A 23,615-nucleotide genomic window follows, 5' to 3' on the forward strand; every position below is an offset into this window, starting at 1 on the left:
GCCTCGTGTCAACCCCGTCGCCCCGAGGCGCGGGCGTTTCCTAGGGTTCAGCGCATGAGCTCCGACACCGCCTCCGCGCCCCGCGGCGCCGAGGCGCCGACCAAGCTGCGGCGCGCGATCACCGGCCCGCTGCTGTTCGCATTCATCCTCGGCGACGTGCTCGGCGCGGGCATCTACGCCCTCATGGGGGTGCTCTCCGAGGAGGTCGGCGGGATGCTGTGGGCACCCCTCCTGCTGGCGTTGCTGCTCGCACTCCTCACCGCGGGCTCGTACGCCGAACTCGTCACCAAGTACCCCCGCGCGGGCGGCGCCTCGGTCTTCGCCGAGCGCGCGTTCCGCAGCCCGGTCGTGTCCTTCCTCGTCGGCTTCAGCATGCTCGCCGCCGGAATGACGAGCGCGGCGGGTCTCGCGATCGCGTTCGCCGGTGACTACTTCGGCACGTTCTTCGACCTGCCGGCCACCCCGGTGGCGATCGTCTTCCTCGCGATCGTCGCGGCGCTCAACGCCCGCGGCATCCGGGAATCCCTCGGCGCCAACCTCGTGATGACGGCGATCGAACTCAGCGGACTCGTGATCGTGATCGCCGTGGTCGGCGTCTTCGTGGCCGGTGGGGGCGGCGACGTCTCGCGCCTCACCGCGAGCCCCGACGGCACACCGGTCGCCCTCGCGGTGCTGGGCGGCGCCGTGATCGCGTACTACTCCTTCGTCGGTTTCGAGACCTCCGCGAACATGATCGAAGAGGTCAAGGACCCTCGCCGCACCTACCCGCGGGCCCTGTTCGGGGCGCTGTTCACCGCGGGAGCGGTCTACGTGCTCGTCGGCATCGCGAGCTCGATCACCCTCCCCGCCTCCGACCTGCAGGAGTCGAGCGGCCCGCTGCTCGCGGTCGTCGAGGCCACGGGCGCCAGCATCCCCTCCTGGCTGTTCAGCCTCATCGCGTTGATCGCCGTCGCGAACGGCGCGCTGCTCACGATGATCATGGTGAGCAGGCTGACCTACGGGATGGCCGAGCAGAGCCCGCTCCCGGCGGTGCTGGGGCGCGTGCTCCCCCACCGCAAGACGCCGTGGGTGGCCATCCTCACCACCACCCTCGTCGCGATGGGGCTGACGCTCGTCGGCGACCTGGCGACGCTCGCCGAGACCGTGGTGCTGCTGCTGCTCTTCGTCTTCCTGAGCGTCAACATCTCGGTGCTGGTGCTGCGCCGCGACCGCGTCGAGCACGACCACTTCCGCATCTGGACGGTCGTCCCGGTGCTGGGCATCGCGTCCTGCATCCTGCTGCTCACTCAGCAGCGCCCCGTGGTGTGGCTCTTCGGTGCGATCCTCCTCGCCGTCGGCGTCGTGCTGTTCCTCCTCGCCCGCTGGGCCCGCGGCCGCTCCGACCGCCACAACGCCCCCGCCCCCGCCCCTGCCGGCCACACCACCCCCGCCACACCCGCCATCCCCGACACCCAGGAGGACACCCATGGCCACGCCTGACGACACGAGCAGCGTCGACGACATGACCTTCGCCGAGAAGCGTCACGATCAGCTGACCACCGCCCCGAACGCGACGGAGGAGGATGCGGCTCCGCGCATCGAGGTCACCGAGCACGACGGGGTGAAGCGCATCGACATCGCACCGGACGCCGCCGTGCGCCCCGGGCCGGGCCCGGGCGTCGAGTTCGACGACCAGGGTCGCCCGGTCGATCGCGACGACTCCGGACAGCCGGAGACCGGTCAGCCCGACAGCTGACGCGCGGCACCGGAGAGCCCGAGGGGCGCTAGAGCCAGCCCTTGCGCTTGAAGGCCACGTAGAGTCCGATGCCCATCGCGATCATGAGACCGATGGCCATCGGATATCCGAACGCCCAGTGCAGTTCGGGCATGACGTCGAAGTTCATCCCGTACACAGTGCCCACGAGGGTCGGCGCGAACAGGATCGCCGCCCAGCCCGAGATGCGCTTCACCTCGTCGTTCTGACGGATGCCGAGCTCCGTCATCCGCCGCATCTCCTCGTTCTGGCGACGGGCGACGATCGTCGACTCGACGGTCAGCGCGTTGTCGAGCACGGTGCGGAACGTCGTCACCCGGTCGGCGATCCGCAGAGTGTGGTCGAGCACGTCGCGCAGATACCGCTGCAGCTCCTCGTCGACGTGGTACTTCTCCGACCCCCGCAGCAGCGCGTCGAGCATGCCGGAGAGCGGCTGGGTCGCGCGCTGGAACTCGATGACCTCACGACCGAGCTCGTAGATGCGCTGGGTTGCGTCGACGCCCTCTTCGAACAGCTGGCTCTCGATCTCGTCGATGTCGTTCTCGAGCCCGGCGAGCACCGGAGCGTACTCGTCGACGACCTCGTCGAGGATCGCGTAGAGCACCGCCTCCGGCCCCTGCTTCAGCAGCGCGGGGTCGCCTTCCATGCGGTGCCGCACCCTGCCGAGGTCGGGAGACTCCGCATGGCGGATCGTGACGACGAAATCCGGTCCGACGAGCACGTGGATCTCGCCGAAATCGACCTCCTCCGTCGCATCCAGGTAGCGAGCGGATCGCAGCACCATGAACAGCACGTCACCGTAGCGCTCCAGCTTCGAGCGCTGGTGTCCGGCGAGGGCGTCCTCGACCACCAGCTGATGGATGCCGAACTCGTCGGCCACCTCGCGGATCTCGTCGGCGCTCGGCCGATACAGGCCGATCCAGCTCATGCCGCCCCGCTCGTGCATGAGCTCGAAGGTCTCGCTGAGGCTGGCGGGATTCTCGGTACGCACGCCGTCGACGTAGATCGCGTTGTCGATGATGGCCATGCGCCCGCCTCACGTTCCCGGTCGCGCCGGGGTCATCCCTCAGGCGGCGCGACGCACGGCACGGCGTTGTCGATGATCGCCTGGTGCCACTGCTCGGCTGTGAACGGCAGTCCGAAATCCGGAGCGGTCTGGCCTGCGGCCGCCGGCGCCTTCGACGCGATCGCCGCGAGCTCCCAGGCGAGGAGGCCGGCGATGGAGCCGCCTGCCGTCGAGTCGTTCAGCGACACCGCGACCGTGAAGCCGGTCGTCGGGTCGGAGTACGCGGCCGTGGCGTACCCCGGCGTCCAGCCGGAGCGTCCGACGAGCGGACCGACGAGGGTCGCACCGCCGGTCTCCTGCAGCCACGACTCCGCCCCCTCGTAGGCGGGGAGCGGCGAGCCGTACCGGTTCGGCTCCTCCTTCGTCCGCAGCACCTGGGCCGCCTCGGCCTGCGCGTAGCGGCCGAGGTCGTCGATGGTCGACACGACACCGGAGTCGGTGAAACCCGTGCTCGACGACATGGTCGTGATGTCGATCGGCGCCGCGCACGTGTACCCGCCCTCGACGGCCGGCAGATAGTGACCCGCCATGACCGCACCGCTCGACGGCGGGGCCGCGGTGGGGCCCGGGAGCGAGGTGGACGACAGACCGAGCGGCTGCGTCACGTACTGCGAGACCAGTTCGGAAGCCGACAGCCCGGTGGCTCGTTCGAGCGCGAGCCCGAGGAGGAGGAAAGCGGCGTCCGAATCGGCGTACTGCGTCCGCGGCTCGATGCGCCCCGTTCCCAGACCGTAGGCGGCGAGCTCCAGCGGAGACCACACCCTGTCGGGCGTGGTCAGCCAGGCCGACTTCGCGACGCCCTCCGAGGACCCGATCCCGCTCGTGCCGTTGCAGAGGTCGAGCAAGGTCACCCCGCCGAGGTCGGACACGCCGGAGACGTACTCGGTCACCGGATCGTCGAGCTCGACGACGCCGTCGTCGGAGAGCGCGTAGAGCACGTCGCAGGTCATGAGACGGGTGACGTCGCCGATGCGGAACGACATGTCGGTGCTGATCTCGGCTCCCGCACCCGGATCCTGGGTTCCGACGCCGGTGACCCACGTGCCGCTCCACGGCACCCAGACGCCGACGACGGCGCCCGTCGCCCCCGATGCGGTTAGTGCGTTCGTGACGGCATCCTGCATCGCCGCGACCGTGTCTGCGGGCAGTTCGCCGTCGACCTGCGCCGGCGGCTCGTAGCTGAACGACGGCTCGGACGTGCATCCGGTGAGGAGGATCCCGAGCGCGACGACGCCGGCCGCTGCTGCGCGGAACCTGCGCGACGAGAGAAGCTGCATGAAGGGGACCCCCGGAAGACGTGTCTCCCGAGTCTAGAACGCGCACGCTGAAAGTACGCATCGGGCGTGCCCGTAGGGTGAGGATCATGCCCCACACCTTCGATGCCGACATCATCGCGGCCGTCCTGCGTCACATGAACGGCGACCACGCCGACGACAACGCGCTGATCGCCCGGGCGTTCTCCGACGACGGCGAGGACGAGATCACCGGGGCGACCATGACCGGGTTCGACGGCGACGGCGGCACCTGGAGCGTCACCAGGGGCGGCACCGCGTCGGAGCTCCGCGTCGCGTGGCCGGGCGGTCCGATCACCGAGCGGCATGCGGTGCGGCGAGAGGTCGTCGCGATCTACGATCTCGCGTGTGCGAGGCTCGGCGTCGAACCGCGGCCGCATGACTGATCGCCGACCGGCGCGCGCCCGCGTCATGATCGCACTGAGGGTTTCGCTCGAACTTAGGTGACCCTTACACTGAGGGCATGTCCGAGATCCTCTCCTTCTCCGCAGCCCTCCGTGAGCGCTCCTCCGGTTCGCACTCGCGCAGCGAAGGTGCGGGATTCATGTCCGACCTGCTCAAGGGCGAGGGGTCGCGCGAGGACTACATCTCGCTCGTCGCGCAGCACTACTTCATCTACGAGGCACTCGAGGATGCGGGCGACCGGATGCGTCATGATCCCGTCGCCTCCGTCTTCCTCAGCGACAAGCTCACCCGCCTCCCCGCGCTCGAGGCCGACCTCGGCTTCCTCCTCGGCGACGACTGGCGGGACCGCATCAGCCCGCTCCCCACGACCCAGCGTTACGTCGGGCGGATCCGCCAGGTCGGCGCGACCTGGACCGGCGGCTTCGTCGCCCACCACTACACGCGCTACCTCGGCGACCTCTCGGGAGGGGTCTTCATCGGCCGGGTCATGGCTCGGCGGTTCGGGTTCGAGACCAACGGCTGCGGCTTCTACCTGTTCGACGACATCGCCGACCCGAACGCCTTCAAGGACGTCTACCGCGAGCAGCTGGACGCGGCCCCGTGGGATGACGCCGAGCGCGAGCGCGTGATCGACGAGGTCCTGCTGGCCTACCGCTTCAACACCGAGCTGTTCGAAGACCTCGATCGGGCGCGCGTCGCCGCCTGACGTCGTCGATCCCCGCGGTCGCGGCCTGGTCGCCGCCGCGGTCGCGGCCTGGCCGCCGCCGAGGCGCGTTTGAGCGTCGCCGCCGCCGGCGGCGCGTCAGGGCGCGGAGAGCCCGAGTACCGGGTAGAGCAGCGCGAGCCCCTTCTGCAGGCCGCCGTTCAAGGCGTCGACGACATGCCCCGCGCCCGGGACCTCGTAGTAAGTCGTCGTCATGCCCACGGCCTTCGCCTCGGCCGACACCGCCTTCGCAGCCGGGATGAACGGCGGGTCCTGCGCGCCGACCGTGAAGACGGCGGTGACGCCGTCGTACGTGCCTGGTGCGGCGCTCTTCATGATGCTGATCGGTTTGGACGCCTCGAACGCCGCCCCGCTGCCTCCGTAGATCGTCGACGTCACGCTGTCGACGTCTTCGGAACCCGGGAACTCCTCGCCCGAGATGTCCAGCAGGTTCTTCCAGGTCTGCGGCTGCTGCGCCAGGTACTTCACGGCGCAACCGCCGCCGTTCGAGTACCCGGCGATCACCCAGTACTTCGGATCCTGGATGACGTTCAGATTCTTCCTGGCCCAGTCGACGACATCCTTCGTGATGTAGGTCTCGGCGTCGCCGTACGCCGTGGAGTCTGCACAGGCGGGGTCGTTGCCGCTCGGACCGATCTGATCGGCGACGATGACGATCGGCGCCAAGCCCTTGTTCTCGGCGGCGAGGTCGTCGAGGGCGCTCGCGATGTACTGCGGATCGGGATCGCCCGGGAAGCCCATCATCATGATCACGAGCGGCAGGGCGGGGGCATCCTCGACGAGCGCGGCCGGCGGCAGGTAGACACCCGCGGGTCGCGCGTCGAATCCCGAAGCCGTCGCGGGGATCACCTGGGTGCCCTGCTTCCCCTTCGTCGGCATGCCGGCCGGCGGTGTGAAGCTCTTGTACAGCGGACCCGCCGCCGGACGCGGGGAGGAGGAGTTCGTCGGCACCGCGATCGGATCGCTCGTCACGACGCCGAACAGACTGCCGAGGGTCGGGTTGAGTCCGTAGTAGGCGTTGACCCCGATGACCCCGGTGATCGCGAACACCACGATGCCGACGACGGCGACGACCTTGCGCCACGCCCTCGACCGGCGGAGGTTGGCGATGGCCAGCGCGATGGCGGCGAAGACCGCGGACGCCCACCAGAACACCGCACCGGGCAGCTCGGTGCCGAAGGCATCCGTCAGATCGGCGACCAGCGCGGCGAGGCTGCCGACGAGCGCGCCGACGAGCAGGGCGACGAGGACGGTGAGCACCCACGCGCGCCGCGGTCTGCGGAGCAGCAGCACGAGGAAGAAGACGCATGCCGCCCCGTACACGATCACGGGGACGGGACCATCGATGACAGGCAGGCTCCACATGGGGATCCCCTTTCGCGGCGAACGGAGGTTACCACGACGGTGTCCGCCCCGATACGGCGGCTGTGGAGAACCCGTCAGCCCGCGGATCGGGCGAGCCACGCCTCGCGCATGAACCGACGGACGTCCTCGTCGACGCGGATGTCGCTCGGCCGCAGCGGCCGCGACAGGTACAGCCCGTCCAGCGAGGTCAGCCGGGACAGAGCGACGTAGGTCTGGCCGGGCGCGAACGCTCCCGACCCCAGATCGACGATCGCCCTGTCGTACGTCTTGCCCTGCGACTTGTGGATGGTCACGGCCCACGCCAGACGCAGCGGGAACTGGGTGAACTCGGCGATGACGTCGCGCGTCAGCTTCTTCGTCGCCTGCTCATAGGAGTAGCGGAATCGCTCCCAGACGGCGGGCTCGACGTCGACCTCCTCGCCGTCGATCTCGACGCGCACGGTCTCTCCGAGGATGCGGACGACGGTGCCGATGGTGCCGTTGACCCACCGCGGCGGCTCGCCCGACATCGACGTGTCGTTGCGGAGGAACATCACCTGGGCGCCGACCTTGAGCTTGAGCTCGGTCTCCGCCGGCAGCGATGCCTCACCGCGGCCGAACTCGCCGCTGATCTCAGCCTTCGCCGTCTGCTCCTTGCCGGGCAGCGCGGCGAGGTGGCGACCGTTGATGCCGTTCACGATGTCGTTGCGGGTGGCGAGCGTGATCATCGGCACCTCCCCCGGCTCGGGGTCGGGCGGGGTTCGGGCGCCCTGGGCGTTGAGCACACCGGCGATCTCAGCCGTCACCCGGCCATAGCGCACGGCGTTCAGCATCGCCTTGAACCCGTCGTCGTTCTGACGATGGATCTGCACGAGCTCTCGCACGTGCAGCTCGGCCCTGGTGTCGACGGCGAACAGTCCCCCGTCGCCCTCGCCCTCGGCGGACGACCCCGCCCACACCTTCGCATCGAAGAACCAGAACGAGCGGTAGTGGTCCTTCACATAGCGCAGCTCGTCGCCCCGAGGCGGCACGGGTGCCAGCTGGTACGGGTCGCCGAACATGATGACCTGCACGCCGCCGAAGGGGATGCCGCGTTTGCCGCGGGCCTGCCGGAGCGAGCGGTCGATCGCGTCCATGAGGTCGGCGTTCACCATCGAGATCTCGTCGATCACGAGCGTCTCGATCGCATTGAGGATGCGCCGGGTGTTGTCGTTCTGGTCGATGTCGGAGTCGCCGATGAGTCCGATCGGCAACCGGAACAGCGAGTGGATCGTCTGCCCCTCGACGTTGAGGGCGGCGACTCCGGTCGGCGCGCAGATCGCGATCTGCTTCTTGGTGTTCCAGGCGAAGTGCTGCAGCAGCGTCGACTTGCCGGTGCCGGCCCGCCCCGTGATGAAGACGTGCTCGCTCGTGTCCTCGATCAGACGGAACAGCTCCTGCTGCTCTTCTGACAGGGCGGGAAGCGACACGAGACTCTCACAGGGTGATGACGGACGGAATGCCGTGGCGATGGGCACGGCGGCACGCGCGGGGATGCCGATCGCACGCTCCCCCATGGTACGTCGCGGTGCGGCACGGCATCCGCCTGACACGGACGCGACGCCGTCGCCGACGCACGGCGTCCGCCCAGCGCTCCCTTCTAGACTTGCGCCATGCAGCAGGTGGAGACGACGGCGCCCCGGCGCTCCCGTCTCGCTGCCGACATGGCCCTCCTCGCCGTGGTCGGACTCGTGCTCGTCGCGGCACTGGGGGCGGGCGGCGCCACGCTGTACCGACAGTTCTACGGGCCGTCGGCCTTCGTCACGCGGTACCTCGACCTGCTCTCGCAGGGGAAGGCCGCGGACGCCCTCCGGGTGCCCGGCGTCGCGATCGACGGCGAGACCCTGGAGGACGCGGGGATCCCCCCTACCGCATCCGAGGCCATGCTGCGGCAGGCGGCGCTCGGGCCCCTCTCGCAGGTCGAGGTCGTCTCGGAGGAGCCGGAGGGCGACCACGTCGCGGTCACCGTGTCGTACCGCGCCGGCGACCATGCAGGGACCAGCACGTTCTCGGTCGCGCAGGACGGCTGGGCGGGCGTCACCCCGAACTGGCGCTTCACGACGAGCCCTCTCGCCGTCGTCGAGCTCACGATGCGCGGCGCCGACCGGTTCTCGATCAACGGGTTCGAGGTCGACCGGCGCCAGATCGTCCCTGATGCCGCCGATGCCGCACCGCTCGAACCGCTCCCGCTCCTCGTGTTCACGCCTGGCATCTACTCGGTGACCGTCGACACCGCGATCTCGACGTCGACCGGCAGCGGCGTGCTCGCCGACACCCCGCTGGCCGTGACCCCGCTCGACGTGCAGACCGAGCCGACGGAGGAGTTCGAGGCGGTGGTGCAGCAGCGCGTCGAGGAGTTCCTCAACGGCTGCACGACGCAGGAGGTGCTGCAGCCGACGGCCTGCCCGTTCGGCCTGGAGGTCTCGAACCGCATCGCCTCGCTGCCGAAATGGTCGATCTCGACACAGCCCCAGGTGGCGGTGGTTCCCGACGGCGATCAGTGGAGCATCCCCGCCACGGATGCCGTGGCACACGTCGAGGTCGAGATCCGCTCCCTCTTCGACGGCAAGGTGCAGGCCATCTCCGAAGACGTCCCGTTCCAGGTGAACGGGACCATCGCGATCCTCCCCGACGGCTCGGCGTCGATCAGGGTCGGATCGCCAGACGACGAACCGCAGGAGTAGCGGGGCGCGGGGCTAGCGAGCCACGCGTTCTCCTAGCGCGCCGCGCGCTCGGCCTCGCGCCGGTCGCGGTCGGCGAGGGCGGCGAGCTGCGCGTTGTACTCCTCGAGCTCGGCGTCGCCCGTGCGGTCGGCGTGCCGGTCGCGGCGCTTCTGCAGCTTCGAGTCGCTGCGACTCCACTGGATGGCCACCGTGATGGCGAGGATCAGGGTCGGGATCTCCCCGATCGACCACGCCACGCCGCCGCCGATGTACTGGTCTTCCATGGGGGTGGGCCCCCAGTCGCGACCCATCGACCCGAACCAGTCGGCGACCATGAGCCCCTCCTGCATCATCATCGCCACCCCGAAGAACGCGTGCATGGCCATGACCGCGATCAGCGTGATGAGACGGCCGGGGTACGGCAGGCGGTACGGCACCGGGTCGGCGCCGATCAGGCTCATCACGAACAGGTAGCCCGAGATGAGGAAGTGCGCGACCATCCACTCGTGGCCGAGGTGCTCGTACATCGACCAGCGCACGAGATCGGTGAAGTAGAACGCCCACAGCGAGACGATGAAGATCGCCGCCGCGACGAACGGGTGCGTCACCACCTTCGCGAACGGCGAATGCACCGCCCACATGATCCACTCGCGGCCGCCGCGGGTGCCGTCGTCGCGCTTGTGGATCGCGCGGAGCGCGAGCGTGATGGGGGCGCCGGTCACGAGCAGCAGCGGAATCGCCATCGACAGCATCATGTGCCCGAGCATGTGCACGCTGAAGAGGTACTCCTGGTAGGCGTTGATCGGCCCACCCGTGACCCACACGAGCATCAGCATGCCGAGGACCCAGAACACCGTGCGGTGGATGGGCCAGCGATCTCCGCGCTTCCGCAGCCGCCGGACCCCGGCGAGGTAGAAGAACAGCCCGAAGCCGGCCGCTACCAGCCAGAGGATGTCGATGTCCCACGAAGTGAACCACCGGTCGATGGTGAACTCGGGCGGCAGGGCGGATCGGGTCAGGTTCTCGGCGGGCGTCTGCACGAACGCCGCCTCCTCGCCGGTGGGCGGAGGCGTGCGCGCGAGTGCGGCGGCTGCTCCGGACGCGAGGCCCATCAGCGCGATCTCGCCGAGCACCAGCATCCAGAACCACCGGGCCGCCTGGGGCTTATCGAGCCTCGGGATGAGGCGGATGCGGTACCAGGCGCCGAAGAGCCCCATGCCGACCAGCAGCAGGACCTTGGCGATGAGGATGCCGCCGTACGGCGTCATGAGCTGCGTGACGTCGCCGAGTGCGACCGCCGAGCGCGCGAGTCCTGAGATGGCGACGACCGCGAAGGCCGCGATGGCGAGGCTCGAGTAGCGGGCGACGAGCTTCGCCGTGCCGATGCCCGAACGCCCGCGGAGGACGATGACGAGCAGCAGTCCGCCGAGCCAGACCGCCGCGCCGATCGTGTGCAGCAGGATCGAGTTGACCGCCACGTTGTGACCGGACAGTTCGCCCGAGTGCCCCTGCGTCGCCAAGGGGAGGAAGGATGCCGCGGCCAGGACCGCGGTGAGCAACGTGGGCAGCCAGGTGCGCCATGCGAACACGAGCACGGTGACGACCGAGCCCATGATCGTCGTGATCAGCCACGACTGCCCCAGCGGGATCTCGAGCAGGAAGCGGCCGAGCTGCGACCCGAACTCGCGCTCGGCGCTCAGCTGCGGGTTGAACGCGGCCATGAAGGTGAAGAACGCACTGACTCCCGCGCTGACCGTGAACACGGCTGCGCCGACGGATGCCGTGTTGAGCGCCACGTCGAAGGACTTCTGCTCGGTCTTCAGCGCGAACAGTGCGAGGACGAGGGAGCCGAGCATCGCGGCGGCGGCGATGTTCATCACGAGCTTGACGAGCGGGGTGGCCCAGCGCACGAAAGGACCCGGGTCCTGCAGCAGCAGGGGGGCGGCGCCGCCGCCGAGGACGAGCGCGGCGATGACGGCGGCGAGTGCGCCCGCGAGCAGGATGCCGACGCCCACTGCGCGATAGGCAGGGCTCGTCGGGGCTGACACGGCGCGGGAACTCACCCCTCCAGCCTAAGCCGCGTAGCCGGGGAGGACGCGCGAGGGCCGCTCCCGAAGGATCGGGAACGGCCCTCGGAAGGAGCGGTCTTACTTGACGGCAGCCTTGAGCTTGGAACCGGCGGTCACCTTGACGCGCTTGCCGGCCGGGATCTTGATCTCGGCGCCGGTCTGCGGGTTGCGGCCGGTGCGAGCAGCGGTCGCGACCTGCTCGAACGAGATCCAGCCCGGGATCGAGACCTTGCTGCCCTTGGCCACAGCGTCGGAGACCGAGGAGAACAGCGCGTCGAGAACGCCCGAGACGGTGGCCTGGCTCTGGCCGGTGGCGGAAGCGATGCTCGCGACGAGCTCGGTCTTGGTGATGGACTTGTCAGCCATGTCATCCTCCAGCGACGGATCCGTCGCATCGTTTGTGGTTCGGCAGGCGGACGCCCGCCGTTGGTCGTGTGACCGCCTCGAATGTACCAACGGCGACCGACATTTCCGCGTCATTTCGCGGGTTTTGGCCTTTTCCGTGGCGTGTCGTGGGGCAGATGTGACCAATGTGACGTGTGAGGACCCCCCGTGACACGCGCCGTCACGCCGGGAAAGACGCCGCGACGGGCGGAGTTCTCCGTGTGGGGAGGAACCTCCTGAGGGATTCCTCCGCCCTACGCGGCGGTTTCCTCCCATACCGGGTGATGCCGCCCGGGTCACGGCGCGCGGTGATGCCGCCCGGGTCATGGCGCGCGGTGCAGGCCCACCCCGACGGCTTGCAGAATGACTCTCTGCACCTCCGGCCAGTGGCGCATGAGCTGGTCGTAACCGATGCGGATGACGTGGTAGCCCCGCAGCTGGAGCTCTGCGTCGTGAGCGATATCCGCCGTCCGCTGCGGTCCGACGTGGTGCCCTCCGTCGATCTGCACGACGAGTCGCTCGCCGATCAGGAAGTCCACACGGTGGCCGAGTATCCACACCTGCGGCGTGATCGGAATCTCCAGCCAGCGGAGACGCGTGCGGAAGATGGTCTCGGTCCCGGCATCCGCGAACGGTCGAGCCTCCTCGAGCAGTTCTCGCGCGATCGCGGGGATCTTCGCCTGGCCGAGAACCCTCGGATCCACCGCTCTCTGTCGAAGCGCTGACTCCCAGGTGGCCAGAGCGCTCTCTCGCGGCTGGCATCGCGCGATCAACACGAGCGCGTTCTCGAGCGAGTCATCGAGGACCTCGGGGTCGCGAGGGAAGATCGGCGCGTTCCAGTGCACCACCCCGCGTGTGAGTCCCGCGTGACCTGACTTGCCCGGCGCGGCGACGTGCGGCTCTGCCGAATCGAGCACCCACAGGCCCCGACGGGCCGCGAGCGTCACGCAGCTCAGCACGACGCCGCGTTTCGCTGCCGCCATCAGCATCCGATCAGTGCCGGGAAGTGCGACCCATCCGCGACAGACCGACACCGCGTTGCCGCTTCTCACCTCGCGGCGGAGCTGGTACTCGGAGATGCCCAACCGGCGAAGAGTCGCCACGCGCGCGATCCCCTGCCGCTCCCTCAGTGCTCGCCCCAGATCCATCCGTCGATCCTGGCGTGCCGCGAGTCCGATGAATGACGAAAACCCGGTAGGTGTTCACGGCACCGGCATCCTCGTGCGTGTGCAGAAAGAGTGGAGCGGTGTCGTGAAGGGAGGAGATCTCCGTGATGGGAGGACGATCGGCGCGGATCTCTCCGCCCTACGCCGAGAACGCCGCCACTCGCGTGACGCATCCAGGGGGAGGGCAGGGGGGAGGGCAGGGGGGAGGGCAGGGCAGAGAGGGGAAGGCAGAGAGGGGAAGGCACAGAGGGGAAGGCACAGAGGGCACAGGGCCCGGGGATGCAGAAGGGGCGAGGATCCGAAGATCCCCGCCCCTTCTGACTGGATGCTGTGGCTTACCAGCTCGACTTGGTCACGCCGGGCAGCTCGCCGCGGTGCGCCATGTCACGGAAGCGGACACGCGAGATGCCGAACTTCGTGAGGACACCGCGGGGGCGGCCGTCGATGACGTCGCGCGAACGCACGCGAGCCGGCGACGCGTTGCGCGGCAGCTTCTGCAGGCCGACGCGTGCGGCCTCGCGGGCCTCGTCGGTGGCGTTCGGGTCGACCAGGGTCTTCTTCAGCTCGGCACGACGCTCGGCGTAGCGCTCGACGATGACCTTGCGCTGCTCGTTGCGCGCGATCTTGCTCTTCTTAGCCATGGATCAACGCTCCTCTCGGAATTCGACGTGCTGACGGATGACCGGGTCGTACTTCTTGAGCACGAGGCGGTCGGGGGTGTTGCGGCGGTTCTTCTTCGTCACGTACGTGTAACCCGTACCTGCCGTCGAACGCAGCTTGATGATCGGACGGACGTCCTGAGCCTTCTTGGCCATTAGAGCTTCACACCCTTCGCCTGGAGGTCCTTGACCACGTTCTCGATGCCGCGGACGTCGATCACCTTGATGCCCTTGGCGGACACGTTGAGCGTGATCTTACGACCCAGCGACGGGACGAAATAGGTCTTCTTCTGCACGTTCGGGTCGAAGCGGCGCTTCGTCCGGCGGTGCGAGTGCGAGACGTTGTGACCGAAGCCGGGAACAGCTCCTGTCACCTGGCACACTGCTGCCATGATGTGACTCCTTCATTACCGTGAGACCGGACGGCCTCACCCAAGATCCCTTGTCTGCACGCCACGGGCCCGTCGACAAGCTCGGGAACCCAGTGGCACGCGAACTGCGCACAGGAGTGTGCGCAGACAAAGAGTCAGTCTAGCACGGTCACGGTGCACCCGGCGATGCGGCCTGCGCGCCCCTCCCCCAGCGGAACGGCGAGACGCTGGGGTCGCCGGCGATCCAGAAGCGCCAGGGGAAGGCATCCGTCCCGGCGATCCCCGCGACGCCGACGCGCGGCCCCGTCGCGACATCGGCGACCGGCTCGTCGCGCAGCCACAGCTCCGCCCGCGCGCCCTCCTGCTCGGAACCGGTGACCGCGTCGATCCCGTCGTGGAGCGGATGCCGCAGCCCGGCCGCCTGCCCGAAGCGACCCGGCCCGCGGGCGAGGTCGCGGAGCAGGCGGGGAGTGAGCGGCGGTTCGGCGCCGCGGCGGACGGCTGCGGCATCCGCTCCGTGCACGACCGCGCCGGCGCGCAGCAGGATCCCGCCCGCCTGACCCTCTGGCCCTGAGACGACGTTGACGCACGAGTGGATGCCGTGGCTGAGGTACACGTACAGGTGTCCGGGCTCGCTCCACATCGTGGCGTTGCGCGGAGTGCGGCCCATGCGGGCGTGCGAGCCGGGATCGGCATGGGCACCGGTCCCCTGGCCGTGATACGCCTCGACCTCGGTGATCCGCAGGTGCACCGCCGAACCCGCGACGAGCGTGCGCAGCTCGCCGCCTAGCAGCAGCGGCGCGACGTCGACCGGCAGCCCCGCCAGCTCGGCGCGGGTCGCGCGGTGCACGGCATCCGAGGTCACAGCGCTCAGAACTCTGGAGCCGTCTGGCACCATGAGGCGTCGAATCCGGTGAGTGCCACGATCTCCTCGCCGGTGCGGAGGTCCATGAGATGGGTCTCCATCTTCTCCGGGAGCGGCAGCAGCATGCGGTCGTACGGGTTGTCGGTGAGATCGGGAGCGATCACGACGGCGGCGTACTGACCGCTCGGCGAGGCGCACGCCTGCAGGATCGAATCGGTCGGTCCGACCTCCACCAACGGGGTCGCCGCGCCCTCGTCGTCGACGGTGATGATCGCCTGCCCTGACGGGATGCCGTCCGCATCACGCGCGACGACGTGGCGCAGAGTCCCGCCCGGGTACGGCGTGATCGTCGTCGCCGTGCCGTAATCGGGGTTCGATGCGGCGAGCGGCTGCTCCGACCCGTCGGTGAGGTTCAGCTCGACGACGGAGCCGTCGAGACGCTCCACGATCGCCGTGTAGGTGCCGCGGCTGATGCCCTGGATCGTCGTCGCGAGCCCGAGGGACTGCACGCCGGCATCCGTCGACCGGTCGACCAGCGACAGGGCGCCGTCGAAGTCGATGAACAGCACGGCCGAGCTGTCGGGCACGAACTGCCACACGAAGATGTTCGCCTCCTCGCCGCCGACCTCGGTCACCACCGGTTCGTCGTCGCCGCTCAGAGACTGCGTGACGAGCACGCTCGCGCGCCCCTCGGTGTCGCTGAGTTCGCGGTCGGAGTATCTGTAGCCCACGTAGCCGCCGCGGTCGGAGACCTGGATCGCGCCGACGTAGCCGTCGCCGGGGAGCGCGAGCTCGCGCTGACCCGAGGCATCGCGGTTCATGACGAGCAGCTTCGACCCCTCGTCCTCTTCGATCGAGACGACGAGCTGGGTCGACGTGGCCCGGAAGTCGTTGATCTTGTCGGCCGAGTACACCGGCACCGCCTTCTCGCCCGACAGGTCGGTGCGGAAGATCGTGTCGTCGCCGTCGACGTCGCGCCGAAGCAGGAAGATGCTCGACGCCGGAGTCGTGAAGCTCGTCGTCAGCGTGGTCGACGGACCGCCGCCGGAGCCCGTCGCATCGTCGATGCGCACCGTGTACTCGGTGTCGTCGTCGAGCGGGACGGTGAAACGGATGCCGACACCCCGCCCCGCTGCGTCGAGCGTGAAGGGGACTGCCGGCTCGACGGTGACCTGCGACTCGTCGATCTCGTCGAGCGCCTGGTTCGTGGTGAGGATGACGCGGCTCCCTGACGCCTCGATCGCCTGCTCGGGATCGACCTGCACCTCGGTGATGCGCGGTCCGTGGGTCAGGCTCACGACTCCGAGTCCGGCCCCCACGAGGACGAGGATGCCGAGCACGGCGCCGAGTGCGACGAGGAAGCGGCGGTCGCGGGGCGGCGTGGGGGTAGCCTCGGTCGTCGAGCGAGCCGGGGGCGGGTCGAGACGCGGCTCCGGCGAAGGGGCGGCGTCCGCACCACCGGCCGTCGAGCGAGCCGCAGGCGGGACGAAACGCGGTTCGTGCCGCGGAACGGCGTCCGCGGGAACCCGCCGCGGTTCGTCTCGGTCGGCAGCGCCGTCCTCGGTCGACGACCCGCGGGAAGCGGCGGCTCCGCCGTCCTCGCTCGACGACCCGGGGGACGCGTCGGCGGCGGCAGCCTCGCTCGACGACCCGCGGGAAGCGGCGGCTCCGCCGTCCTCGCTCGACGACCCGGAAGAAGCGTCAGTCTCGTTCACCGACGCAGCCGCGGCCTCGGCGCGGGCCGCGGCCTCGCGCGCGGCGCGCAGCTCGGCGCGCGTGCGCGGGACGCCGGGCTCGTCAGTACTCATACGGGTCACCGGGCTCGTCGATCGGGTCCACCGAGGTCGGGTCGACGTGCAGGCGGCCGTCGGCATCCGCCTTGACCGTGCCCTCGACCTGCACCCATTGCCCCGTCTTGAACTCTCCCGCATCGATCGTGACCGGCAGGGTCGCGGTCTGCGCATCGATCACGCAGTGGGTGATGACGAGTCGCGTGAGGTTGACGCCGTCGGCATCCGCGGGTGTGACGAACCCGGTCAACGAGACCGTCTTGCCGTCGTAGGCGGCGGTGTTCGTGGCGGTGGCGAAGACGCTCGCCCAGTCCCCGACACCGAAGGTCGAGGTGTCGGCGACGCCGAGGGTCACGTCGTCGGCGCCGACGAAGAGCGCCGTCTGCTCGCCCGCACGCGACATCGCGAGCTCCACCGACAACGACGCCGGCGGGAGCACGAGCGCGGCGACCACCACGCCGGACGCGATCACTCCCCCGGTCACGGTGCCGGCCGTCGCGAAGGCGCGGCGCGGCGACGCCGCGGCGGCATCCCTGTGATCGTCGCTCGATCCGTGATCGTGACCGTGGTCGTGACCGTGGTCGCTCTCGGCGCCGAGCGGCAGCGTGCACGACCAGATCGCTCCCGCGAGGGTGACGACCGCCGCGGCGCACGCGAACCACACCGACTCGGGGCTGATGTAGAGCGTGAGGCGTCCGGTGAGTCCGAGACCCAGGGTGACGATGGAGACGACGGTGGCGAGGCCCACTCCCAGCCAGCGGGTGCCGAGCGCTCTGCGACGCGAGACGGACTGCTCAGACAAAGACGTTCACCCCGATCCCGATGGCGAAGGCGGCGAGCACGACCACGCCGACGATCCCGGCGAGCGTGCGCGTCGTGAAGGTGGTGCGCATGAGCGCGAGCATCTTGACGTCGACGAGGGGGCCGACGAGCAGGAACGCCACCAGGGCGCCCGACGAGAAGGTCGACGCGAACGACAGCGCGAAGAATGCGTCGACGTTGGAGCAGATCGCGACGGTCATGGCGAGCGCCATCATCGCGACGATCGACAGCACCGGGTTCGATCCGATCGCGAGGAGCAGCTCGCGCGGGATCAGCACCTGCACCGCCCCGGCGAGCGCGGATCCGATGATGAGCGCCGGCATCACCGCGCGGAGCTCGACGAGGAACTGCGTGAGACTGCGACGCACCGGAGTACCCGGCTCGTGGGTGACCCTCTCGCACGTGTCGACGAAGCGCTGGGTCAGCATCGCATCGGGCGAGGGGTGGCGGCTGTAGATCCAGCCGATGAGGTTGGCGATCAGGTACCCGCCGACGAGGCGGGCCACGAGGATGCCGTCGTCGAACCCGAACGCCGCGTGCGTCGTGAGGATCACGATCGGGTTCACGATCGGCGCCGCGATGAGGAACGTCATGGCCTCGGCGGGGGCGAGACCGCGCATCATGAGCCCGCGGGCGAAGGGCACGTTGCCGCACTCGCAGACGGGGATCAGCATGCCGAGCAGCGACAGCACCGCGCGGCGCGCCCATGCCCGCTTCGGCAGCCAGCGGTGGATCACGTCGGACGGCAGCCACACCTGCACCACGATCGACAGCACCACGCCGAGGATGACGAAGGGCAGCGCCTCGATGAGCACGCTGAGCGCGAGGGTGAGGCCGTCCTGTGCGCGGCTGGGCAGCGCCGCCTCGTACAGATTCGGCAGGAAGGCGTCGACGAGGAACAGCGCCGCGATGACGCCGGCGCCGAGCGCGACACCGATCCAGGGCGACCGCGGCGGCCTCACGGGCCCGTGCGAGTGCGCCGTGCGGGTCGGGGCCTGCACCGTCACGCGATCGCTGCCTCTTCTGCGGCGCGCTTGTTGGTGCACGGGGCGCACAGGCCGAAGATGTCGACGACGTGCGCGGCATCCGTGAACCCGTGCAGAGCGGCGGTGCGGTGCGCCCACTGCTCGACATCGGTGGCCTCGATCTCGACCGTGAGACCGCAGTTGCGGCAGATCAGGTGGTGGTGGTGGCCCTGGGTCGTGCAGGCGCGGTAGAGCGCTTCGCCCTCGGGGCTCTGCAGCGAGTCGGCATCACCCGAGGCGGCGAGCCCGGCGAGTGCGCGGTAGACGGTGGCGAGCCCGATGCCCGTGTTGTCCTCGCGCAACGAGGCGTGCAGGTTCTGGGCGCTCACGAAGCCGCGGGCGTCGGCGAGCGCTTCGCGCACGCGTTCGCGCTGCCAGGTGTTCCGCTGAGCCATACCCACGATTCTAGGCGCGTCGCCCTTGTCGGGGGCTGGGAGCGCGCGCCGCTTTCGAATCGCTCGAATGGCTCCTTTCGGGGTCGGATCGTTGCCAGTCGAGCGATTCGAAAGCGGAGGGAGGCTACGTCCGCACCCGACGCACCCCGCCGCGCACCCGCTGCACGATCCAGCACACGGCGTAGATCGAGAACGAGAGGGTCGTGATGTACGGGCTCACCGGCAGGGTGCCGGCCAGCGCGAGCAGGATGCCGCCCACCGCCGACACGAACCCGAACAGCGCCGCCAGCAGAGGCACGGCGACGGGTCCGGCTGTCACGCGCATCGCGGCGGCGGCCGGCGTCACGAGCAGAGCCATCACGAGCAGTGCGCCGATGATGTGCACGCTCACCGCGACGATGAGGCCGAGCAGCACCATGAACAGCAGGCTCACGGCGCGCGTGGGCACCCCGCGGGCGGCGGCGGACTCGGGGTCGAGCGAGTCGAAGCGCAACGGGTTCCACATCAGCAGCAGCCCGAGCAGCACGACGATGCTGATGCCGAGCAGCCACCCCAGATCGGGACTGGACACCGAGACGATCTGCCCGGTCAGCAGGCTGAAGCGGTTCGCGCTGCGGCCGTCGTAGAGCGACAGGAACAGGATGCCGAGGCCGAGGCCGAACGGCATCAGCACGCCGACGATGGAGTTGCGGTCGCGGGCCTTCGCACCCAGGACGCCGATGAGGACGGCGGCGACGAGCGCCCCACCCAGCGAGCCGGCGACGACGCTGCCGCCGAAGAGCAGGGCCGCGGCGGCGCCGGCGAACGACAGCTCGCTCACCCCGTGCACCGCGAAGGCGAGGTCGCGCTGCATGACGAAGACGCCGATCAGTCCGCCGACGATGCCCAACACCGCGCCGGCGATGATCGAGTTGGCGAGCAGGGCGACGAGGTCGCCGTAGTCCTGGAACGAGAAGACGTCGCTCCAATCGACGGCCTGGGCGATCCCGGCCTGGGCGATCCCGGTGACGGCGGTCATGCGTGGGCCTCGTGATCGTGGTCGTGATGCGGCTCGGCATCCGGCACCCCGACGACGACCAGCCGATCGCCGGCGCGCAGCACGAACACCGGCGTGCCGTAGAGCTCCGTGAGCACGCGCGTCTGCAGCACCTCTTCGGGGGTGCCGAGCACGAAGCGTCCGCCGGCGATGTAGAGGATGCGGTCGACGCGGCCGAGGATCGGGTTGATGTCGTGGGTCACGAACAGCACGGCGGCGCCGCGCTCCCGGCGCTGGCGGTCGATGATGTCGGTGACGGCGACCTGATTGGCCAGGTCGAGGTTCGAGAGCGGCTCGTCGCAGAGCAGCAGCGACGGCTCGTCGGCGAGGGCCTGTCCGACCCGGAGCCGCTGCTGCTCACCGCCCGAGAGCAGCCCCACCCGCCGGTCGGCGAAGTGCGAGGCGCCGACCGAGCGGAGCAGCTCGTCGACCTTGGCCTTGTCGCCGCGGTGCGGCACCGGGAACCCGAAGCGGCTGCCTTGCACGCCGAGGGCCACGAGGTCGCGTGCGCGCATGCTGGTGTCGGGGGCGAGCGTGCGCTGCTGCGGCACGTATCCGATGCGCCGGTTGCCCTTGCGCACGGCGCCGCCCGCGACGCGGATCTCACCGGCGGACAGCGGCTGCAGACCGAGGATGCTGCGCAACAGCGTGGTCTTGCCCGAGCCGGACGGGCCGAGCACGGCGATGAACTCGCCCGGGTCGACGGTGAGGTCGAGACCCGACCACAGCTCGCGGTCGCCGCGATGCAGGGCGGCGCCGCGCACCTCCAGGACGGGGGTGCGCGGCGCGGGGCCTGCGTTCGTGTCGGCGGCGCCGCTCACGACTGGAGCGCGTCGGCGAGGCTCTGGATCGCGTCACTCATCCACTCAGAGTACGACGATCCCTCGGGCAGCAGCTCCGTGAACGCGACGAGCGGGATGCCGGCGTCCGTCGCCGCATCCTCGACGCGCTGCGTCTCGGCGCCGCCGGTCTGGGCGTTGGTCAGCACGGCGCGCACGTCACCGGCGGCGATCACGTCGAGGGTCGCGAGCAGGGTGGCCGGGGCGACGTCGGTGCCCTCCTCGACGGACTCGGCGAATCCCTCGGGCGTGACGTCGGTGAGACCGGCTGCGGCAGCGACGTAGCCGGGGAGCGGCTCGGTGATGAGGACGTTCGCGCCGGCGGCATCCGTCTTGAGCGTGTCGAGGTCGGCCTCGAAGCCCTCGAGATCGGCGACGATCGCTTCGGCGTTGGCGGTGAAGTCGGCCTTGCCGTCGGGGTCGAGCTCGCTCAGCTCGTCGGCGATCGCCTCGACGACATGCACCATCGTGTGCGGATCGAACCAGACGTGCTCGTTGAAGCCCTCGATGTGGTTGTGCCCCTCGTGGCCCTCTTCACCCTCGGCGTGATCGTGACCGTCGTCGTCGGTCGCGGCCTCGTCGCCGTGGTCGTGACCAGCCTCGTCCTCGGCGTGGTCGTGGCCCTCGTTGCCGGGGTAGTCGTGGGAGTACTCGACGGCCGTCACGACGTGCGGGTCCTGCGCATCCTGCAGCAGGGTGTCGATGAACGCGTCGTAGCCGCCGCCGTTCTCGATCACGAGATCGGCCTTCTGCACCGTGAGGCGGTCGCGGGCAGTGGCCTCGTAGGAATGCGGGTCCTGTGTGGCGGACGTGATGATCGACTCGACCTCGATGCGGTCGCCGCCGATCTGCGCCGCGAGCGAGCCGTAGACGTTGGTGCTCGCCACGACGGTGATGCCGTCGTCGCCCCCCTCACCCGCGGCGGGGGTGGTCGAGCATCCGGCCAGCGTGAGGGCGGCGACGGATGCAAGGGCGAGGGCGAGCGCGGGCTTCTTCATGCTCTCACTCTAGACGCTAATGAGAACCATTATCAAACTGGCGCAGTGGCGAATCTGGCGAACCCGCCCTCGCGCCGAGGCCCACCTCGCGCGTCCAGACCCACCACCCGCGACGTCCGGGGTGGTGGGTCTCGGCGGGGGTGGTGGGTCTCGGCGCAGGCGGGGCGGGGCGGGACGCGACGCGTCAGGCGACGAGGCCCTGCGGTGCGAGCCACACCGTCGAATCCGCGGGCACGGCGCCGTCGACGAGCGTGCCGAGCACGAGGTCGTCGGCCTCCGCACCCAGGTCGAACGGGTCCGAGCCGAAGTTCGTCACGATCTGCCAGCCGTTCGGCCGGGCGAAGCGCAGCACATCGGCTCGCCCCGTCTCGACCCACTCCAGGCTCTCGTCGGTCTGCAGCAGACGGCGGAGCCGCAGGGCTTCGCGGTACAGCGCGAGGGTCGACGACGGATCCGCCTCCTCCACGTCGACCGCGTAGTCGGCGAACCACTCCGGCTGCGGCAGGTGGGCGTCGCCCGCTCCGAAGCCGAACGACGGACCGGATGCCGTCCACGGCAGCGGCACGCGGCATCCGTCCCTTCCGAGTCCATCGAACTCGGCACCGCGGAAGAACGACGGGTCCTGGCGCTGCTCCGGCCCGATCTCGGCGACCTCCTGCAATCCGAGCTCCTCGCCCTGGTACAGGTAGGTGCTGCCGGGCAGGCCGAGCAGCAGCAGGGTCGCGGCGTGTGCCCTGCGCAGTCCACCGTCGCGGTCGAGCTGGTCGGCCGGCGCTCCGTCTCGCACCCATTCCACACCCTGCTTGACGCCCGTGCGCCCGTTCAGCGGAGCGAGGCCGTAGCGGGTGGCGTGCCGCGTGACGTCGTGGTTCGACAGCACCCACGTTGTCGACGATCCGGTGCTGCGCGCCTGCGCGAGGTTGTCGGTGATGACCGTGCGGAACTGCGCCGCGTCGAAGTCGGCGACCAGCAGGTCGAAGTTGAACGCCTGCCCCAGTCCCTCGGCCGAGGCGTAGCGTGCGCGGCGTTCCGGGGTGCTGACCCAGGCCTCGGCGACGGCCGTGCGGGGCGGGTCGTACTCGTTGAACACCCGCCGCCACTCTGCGTAGATCTCGTGCACGTCGTCGCGGTCGTGCAGCGGGTGGTTGCCGTCATGCGGCAGGGCGTCGAGCTCGGCGGTGCTGGGCAGCGGCTCACTGAGGTCCTTGGTCAGCATGTGCGCGACGTCGATGCGGAAGCCGTCGACCCCGCGGTCCGACCAGAACCTGAGGGTCTTCAGGAAGTCCTCGCGGACTTCGGGGTGATCCCAGTTCAGGTCGGGCTGCTCGGGCGCGAAGCTGTGCAGGTACCACTGGCCGTCCTCGACGCGCTCCCACGCCGATCCGCCGAACGCGGCCGTCCAGTCGGTCGGCGGCTCGGCGCCGTCCGGCCCTGCGCCCTCGCGGAAGATGTAGCGCTCGCGTGCCGCCGAACCACGTTCGGCGGCGAGCGCCTCCTGGAACCACTCGTGCAGGTCGGAGCTGTGGTTCGGCACGATGTCGACGACGACGCGGATGCCGCGCTCGTGCAGCGCTGCGACCATGTCGTCGAAATCGGCCAGAGTGCCCAGGCGCGGATCGACGTCGCGGTAGTCGGCGACGTCGTACCCGCCGTCGGCGAGCGCCGAGGGGTAGAACGGGCTCAGCCAGACGGCGTCGATGCCCAGCTCGGCGAGGTAGTCGGCGCGCGAGACGATGCCCGGGATGTCGCCCAGTCCGTCGCCGTTCGCGTCGGCGAAGCTGCGCGGGTAGATCTGGTAGACGATGGCCTGGCGCCACCAGGCCGCCGTGTCGTCGGGGTGGTCGTTGCGGGTCTCGGTGAGAGTCGCATCGGTCATAGCGGGTGGTGCTCCTTCTTTCGGTGGTTCGGAT

The 23,615-nt window shown here is 69.8% G+C and carries 24 protein-coding genes; 5 read left to right on the forward strand and 19 right to left on the reverse strand.

Annotated features, from left to right (window positions below; genetic code table 11):
* The first annotated feature begins 54 nt into the window (after positions 1 to 54).
* Positions 55 to 1,479, forward strand: coding sequence for an APC family permease (locus tag FSY98_RS07000; RefSeq protein WP_144875235.1), 1,425 nt, complete (start codon positions 55 to 57; stop codon positions 1,477 to 1,479).
* Entirely contained in the window at positions 1,466 to 1,735 is a 270-nt protein-coding gene (locus tag FSY98_RS07005) for a multidrug transporter (protein ID WP_144875237.1), read from the forward strand. Before FSY98_RS07000 ends, FSY98_RS07005 begins: the two co-directional genes overlap by 14 nt.
* Positions 1,736 to 1,763: 28 nt before the next feature.
* On the opposite strand, the gene corA is transcribed toward FSY98_RS07005, so the two are convergent.
* Entirely contained in the window at positions 1,764 to 2,780 is a 1,017-nt protein-coding gene (gene corA, locus FSY98_RS07010) for a magnesium/cobalt transporter CorA (protein WP_144875239.1), read from the reverse strand.
* A 32-nt stretch (positions 2,781 to 2,812) separates the two neighbouring features.
* Positions 2,813 to 4,096: a serine hydrolase gene (locus tag FSY98_RS07015; protein ID WP_144875241.1), complete on the reverse strand. Its 1,284-nt coding sequence runs from the start codon at positions 4,094 to 4,096 to the stop codon at positions 2,813 to 2,815.
* An 86-nt stretch (positions 4,097 to 4,182) separates the two neighbouring features.
* Here FSY98_RS07015 and FSY98_RS07020 point away from each other — a divergent pair, with 86 nt between their 5' ends.
* Together FSY98_RS07020 and FSY98_RS07025 are read left to right on the forward strand one after the other, a co-directional pair.
* On the forward strand, positions 4,183 to 4,497 hold the full coding sequence (locus tag FSY98_RS07020; RefSeq protein WP_144875243.1) for a DUF2470 domain-containing protein: 315 nt from the start codon (positions 4,183 to 4,185) through the stop codon (positions 4,495 to 4,497).
* Between the two features lie 77 nt (positions 4,498 to 4,574).
* The gene (locus tag FSY98_RS07025; RefSeq protein ID WP_144875245.1) at positions 4,575 to 5,222 is read left to right on the forward strand and encodes a heme oxygenase (biliverdin-producing); all 648 of its coding nucleotides are present in this window, start codon (positions 4,575 to 4,577) and stop codon (positions 5,220 to 5,222) included.
* Positions 5,223 to 5,318: 96 nt separating this feature from the next.
* Here the strand turns inward: FSY98_RS07025 and FSY98_RS07030 are convergent, their stop codons facing one another.
* Together FSY98_RS07030 and FSY98_RS07035 are read right to left on the reverse strand one after the other, a co-directional pair.
* The gene (locus tag FSY98_RS07030; protein WP_260857299.1) at positions 5,319 to 6,605 is read right to left on the reverse strand and encodes an esterase family protein; all 1,287 of its coding nucleotides are present in this window, start codon (positions 6,603 to 6,605) and stop codon (positions 5,319 to 5,321) included.
* Positions 6,606 to 6,679: 74 nt separating this feature from the next.
* Positions 6,680 to 8,053, reverse strand: coding sequence for an ATP-dependent RecD-like DNA helicase (locus FSY98_RS07035; protein WP_144875247.1), 1,374 nt, complete (start codon positions 8,051 to 8,053; stop codon positions 6,680 to 6,682).
* 183 nt (positions 8,054 to 8,236) lie between these two features.
* On the opposite strand from FSY98_RS07035, the gene FSY98_RS07040 reads away from it, so the two are divergent.
* Positions 8,237 to 9,307 (forward strand): hypothetical protein, encoded by a 1,071-nt coding sequence (locus FSY98_RS07040; RefSeq protein WP_144875249.1) that lies wholly within the window; start codon positions 8,237 to 8,239, stop codon positions 9,305 to 9,307.
* A gap of 32 nt (positions 9,308 to 9,339) precedes the next feature.
* On the opposite strand, the gene FSY98_RS07045 is transcribed toward FSY98_RS07040, so the two are convergent.
* From FSY98_RS07045 to FSY98_RS07115, 15 genes are all read right to left on the reverse strand, one after another.
* Positions 9,340 to 11,349, reverse strand: a complete 2,010-nt coding sequence (locus FSY98_RS07045; protein WP_144875251.1) for a cytochrome c oxidase assembly protein — start codon at positions 11,347 to 11,349, stop codon at positions 9,340 to 9,342.
* Positions 11,350 to 11,433: 84 nt separating this feature from the next.
* Positions 11,434 to 11,721 (reverse strand): HU family DNA-binding protein, encoded by a 288-nt coding sequence (locus FSY98_RS07050; RefSeq protein ID WP_050724056.1) that lies wholly within the window; start codon positions 11,719 to 11,721, stop codon positions 11,434 to 11,436.
* Positions 11,722 to 12,062: 341 nt separating this feature from the next.
* On the reverse strand, positions 12,063 to 12,887 hold the full coding sequence (locus FSY98_RS07055) for an endonuclease domain-containing protein (RefSeq protein WP_144875253.1): 825 nt from the start codon (positions 12,885 to 12,887) through the stop codon (positions 12,063 to 12,065).
* 353 nt (positions 12,888 to 13,240) lie between these two features.
* Positions 13,241 to 13,546: a 30S ribosomal protein S14 gene (gene rpsN, locus FSY98_RS07060; RefSeq protein ID WP_017829734.1), complete on the reverse strand. Its 306-nt coding sequence runs from the start codon at positions 13,544 to 13,546 to the stop codon at positions 13,241 to 13,243.
* Between the two features lie 3 nt (positions 13,547 to 13,549).
* Positions 13,550 to 13,720 carry a 50S ribosomal protein L33 gene (gene rpmG, locus FSY98_RS07065; protein ID WP_017203558.1) on the reverse strand — a complete coding sequence of 57 codons (171 nt, stop codon included), beginning with the start codon at positions 13,718 to 13,720 and terminating at the stop codon, positions 13,550 to 13,552.
* Positions 13,720 to 13,956 (reverse strand): 50S ribosomal protein L28, encoded by a 237-nt coding sequence (gene rpmB, locus FSY98_RS07070; RefSeq protein WP_017203559.1) that lies wholly within the window; start codon positions 13,954 to 13,956, stop codon positions 13,720 to 13,722. Before rpmB ends, rpmG begins: the two co-directional genes overlap by 1 nt.
* Before the next feature lie 148 nt (positions 13,957 to 14,104).
* Positions 14,105 to 14,800, reverse strand: a complete 696-nt coding sequence (locus FSY98_RS07075) for a DNA-3-methyladenine glycosylase (RefSeq protein WP_260857300.1) — start codon at positions 14,798 to 14,800, stop codon at positions 14,105 to 14,107.
* A 5-nt stretch (positions 14,801 to 14,805) separates the two neighbouring features.
* On the reverse strand, positions 14,806 to 16,608 hold the full coding sequence (locus FSY98_RS07080) for a hypothetical protein (protein WP_144875257.1): 1,803 nt from the start codon (positions 16,606 to 16,608) through the stop codon (positions 14,806 to 14,808).
* Positions 16,598 to 17,392, reverse strand: a complete 795-nt coding sequence (locus tag FSY98_RS07085) for a TIGR03943 family putative permease subunit (RefSeq protein ID WP_144875259.1) — start codon at positions 17,390 to 17,392, stop codon at positions 16,598 to 16,600. The genes FSY98_RS07080 and FSY98_RS07085 overlap by 11 nt, the downstream gene beginning before the upstream one ends.
* Positions 17,385 to 18,413, reverse strand: coding sequence for a permease (locus FSY98_RS07090; protein ID WP_396652345.1), 1,029 nt, complete (start codon positions 18,411 to 18,413; stop codon positions 17,385 to 17,387). The genes FSY98_RS07085 and FSY98_RS07090 overlap by 8 nt, the downstream gene beginning before the upstream one ends.
* A 2-nt stretch (positions 18,414 to 18,415) precedes the next feature.
* Positions 18,416 to 18,832, reverse strand: a complete 417-nt coding sequence (locus FSY98_RS07095; protein WP_144875261.1) for a Fur family transcriptional regulator — start codon at positions 18,830 to 18,832, stop codon at positions 18,416 to 18,418.
* 124 nt (positions 18,833 to 18,956) lie between these two features.
* Positions 18,957 to 19,850, reverse strand: coding sequence for a metal ABC transporter permease (locus FSY98_RS07100; protein ID WP_260857301.1), 894 nt, complete (start codon positions 19,848 to 19,850; stop codon positions 18,957 to 18,959).
* Complete coding sequence (locus tag FSY98_RS07105) at positions 19,847 to 20,689, reverse strand: metal ABC transporter ATP-binding protein (protein WP_144875263.1); 843 nt, start codon at positions 20,687 to 20,689, stop codon at positions 19,847 to 19,849. Before FSY98_RS07105 ends, FSY98_RS07100 begins: the two co-directional genes overlap by 4 nt.
* A complete protein-coding gene (locus tag FSY98_RS07110) occupies positions 20,686 to 21,705 on the reverse strand; it encodes a metal ABC transporter solute-binding protein, Zn/Mn family (protein WP_144875265.1) in 1,020 nt (339 codons plus the stop codon). The genes FSY98_RS07105 and FSY98_RS07110 overlap by 4 nt, the downstream gene beginning before the upstream one ends.
* A gap of 184 nt (positions 21,706 to 21,889) precedes the next feature.
* Positions 21,890 to 23,581 carry a glycoside hydrolase family 13 protein gene (locus tag FSY98_RS07115; protein ID WP_144875267.1) on the reverse strand — a complete coding sequence of 564 codons (1,692 nt, stop codon included), beginning with the start codon at positions 23,579 to 23,581 and terminating at the stop codon, positions 21,890 to 21,892.
* Positions 23,582 to 23,615: the final 34 nt, after the last annotated feature.

This window comes from Microbacterium sp. 1.5R (genome assembly GCF_007667425.1).
GTDB lineage: Bacteria > Actinomycetota > Actinomycetes > Actinomycetales > Microbacteriaceae > Microbacterium.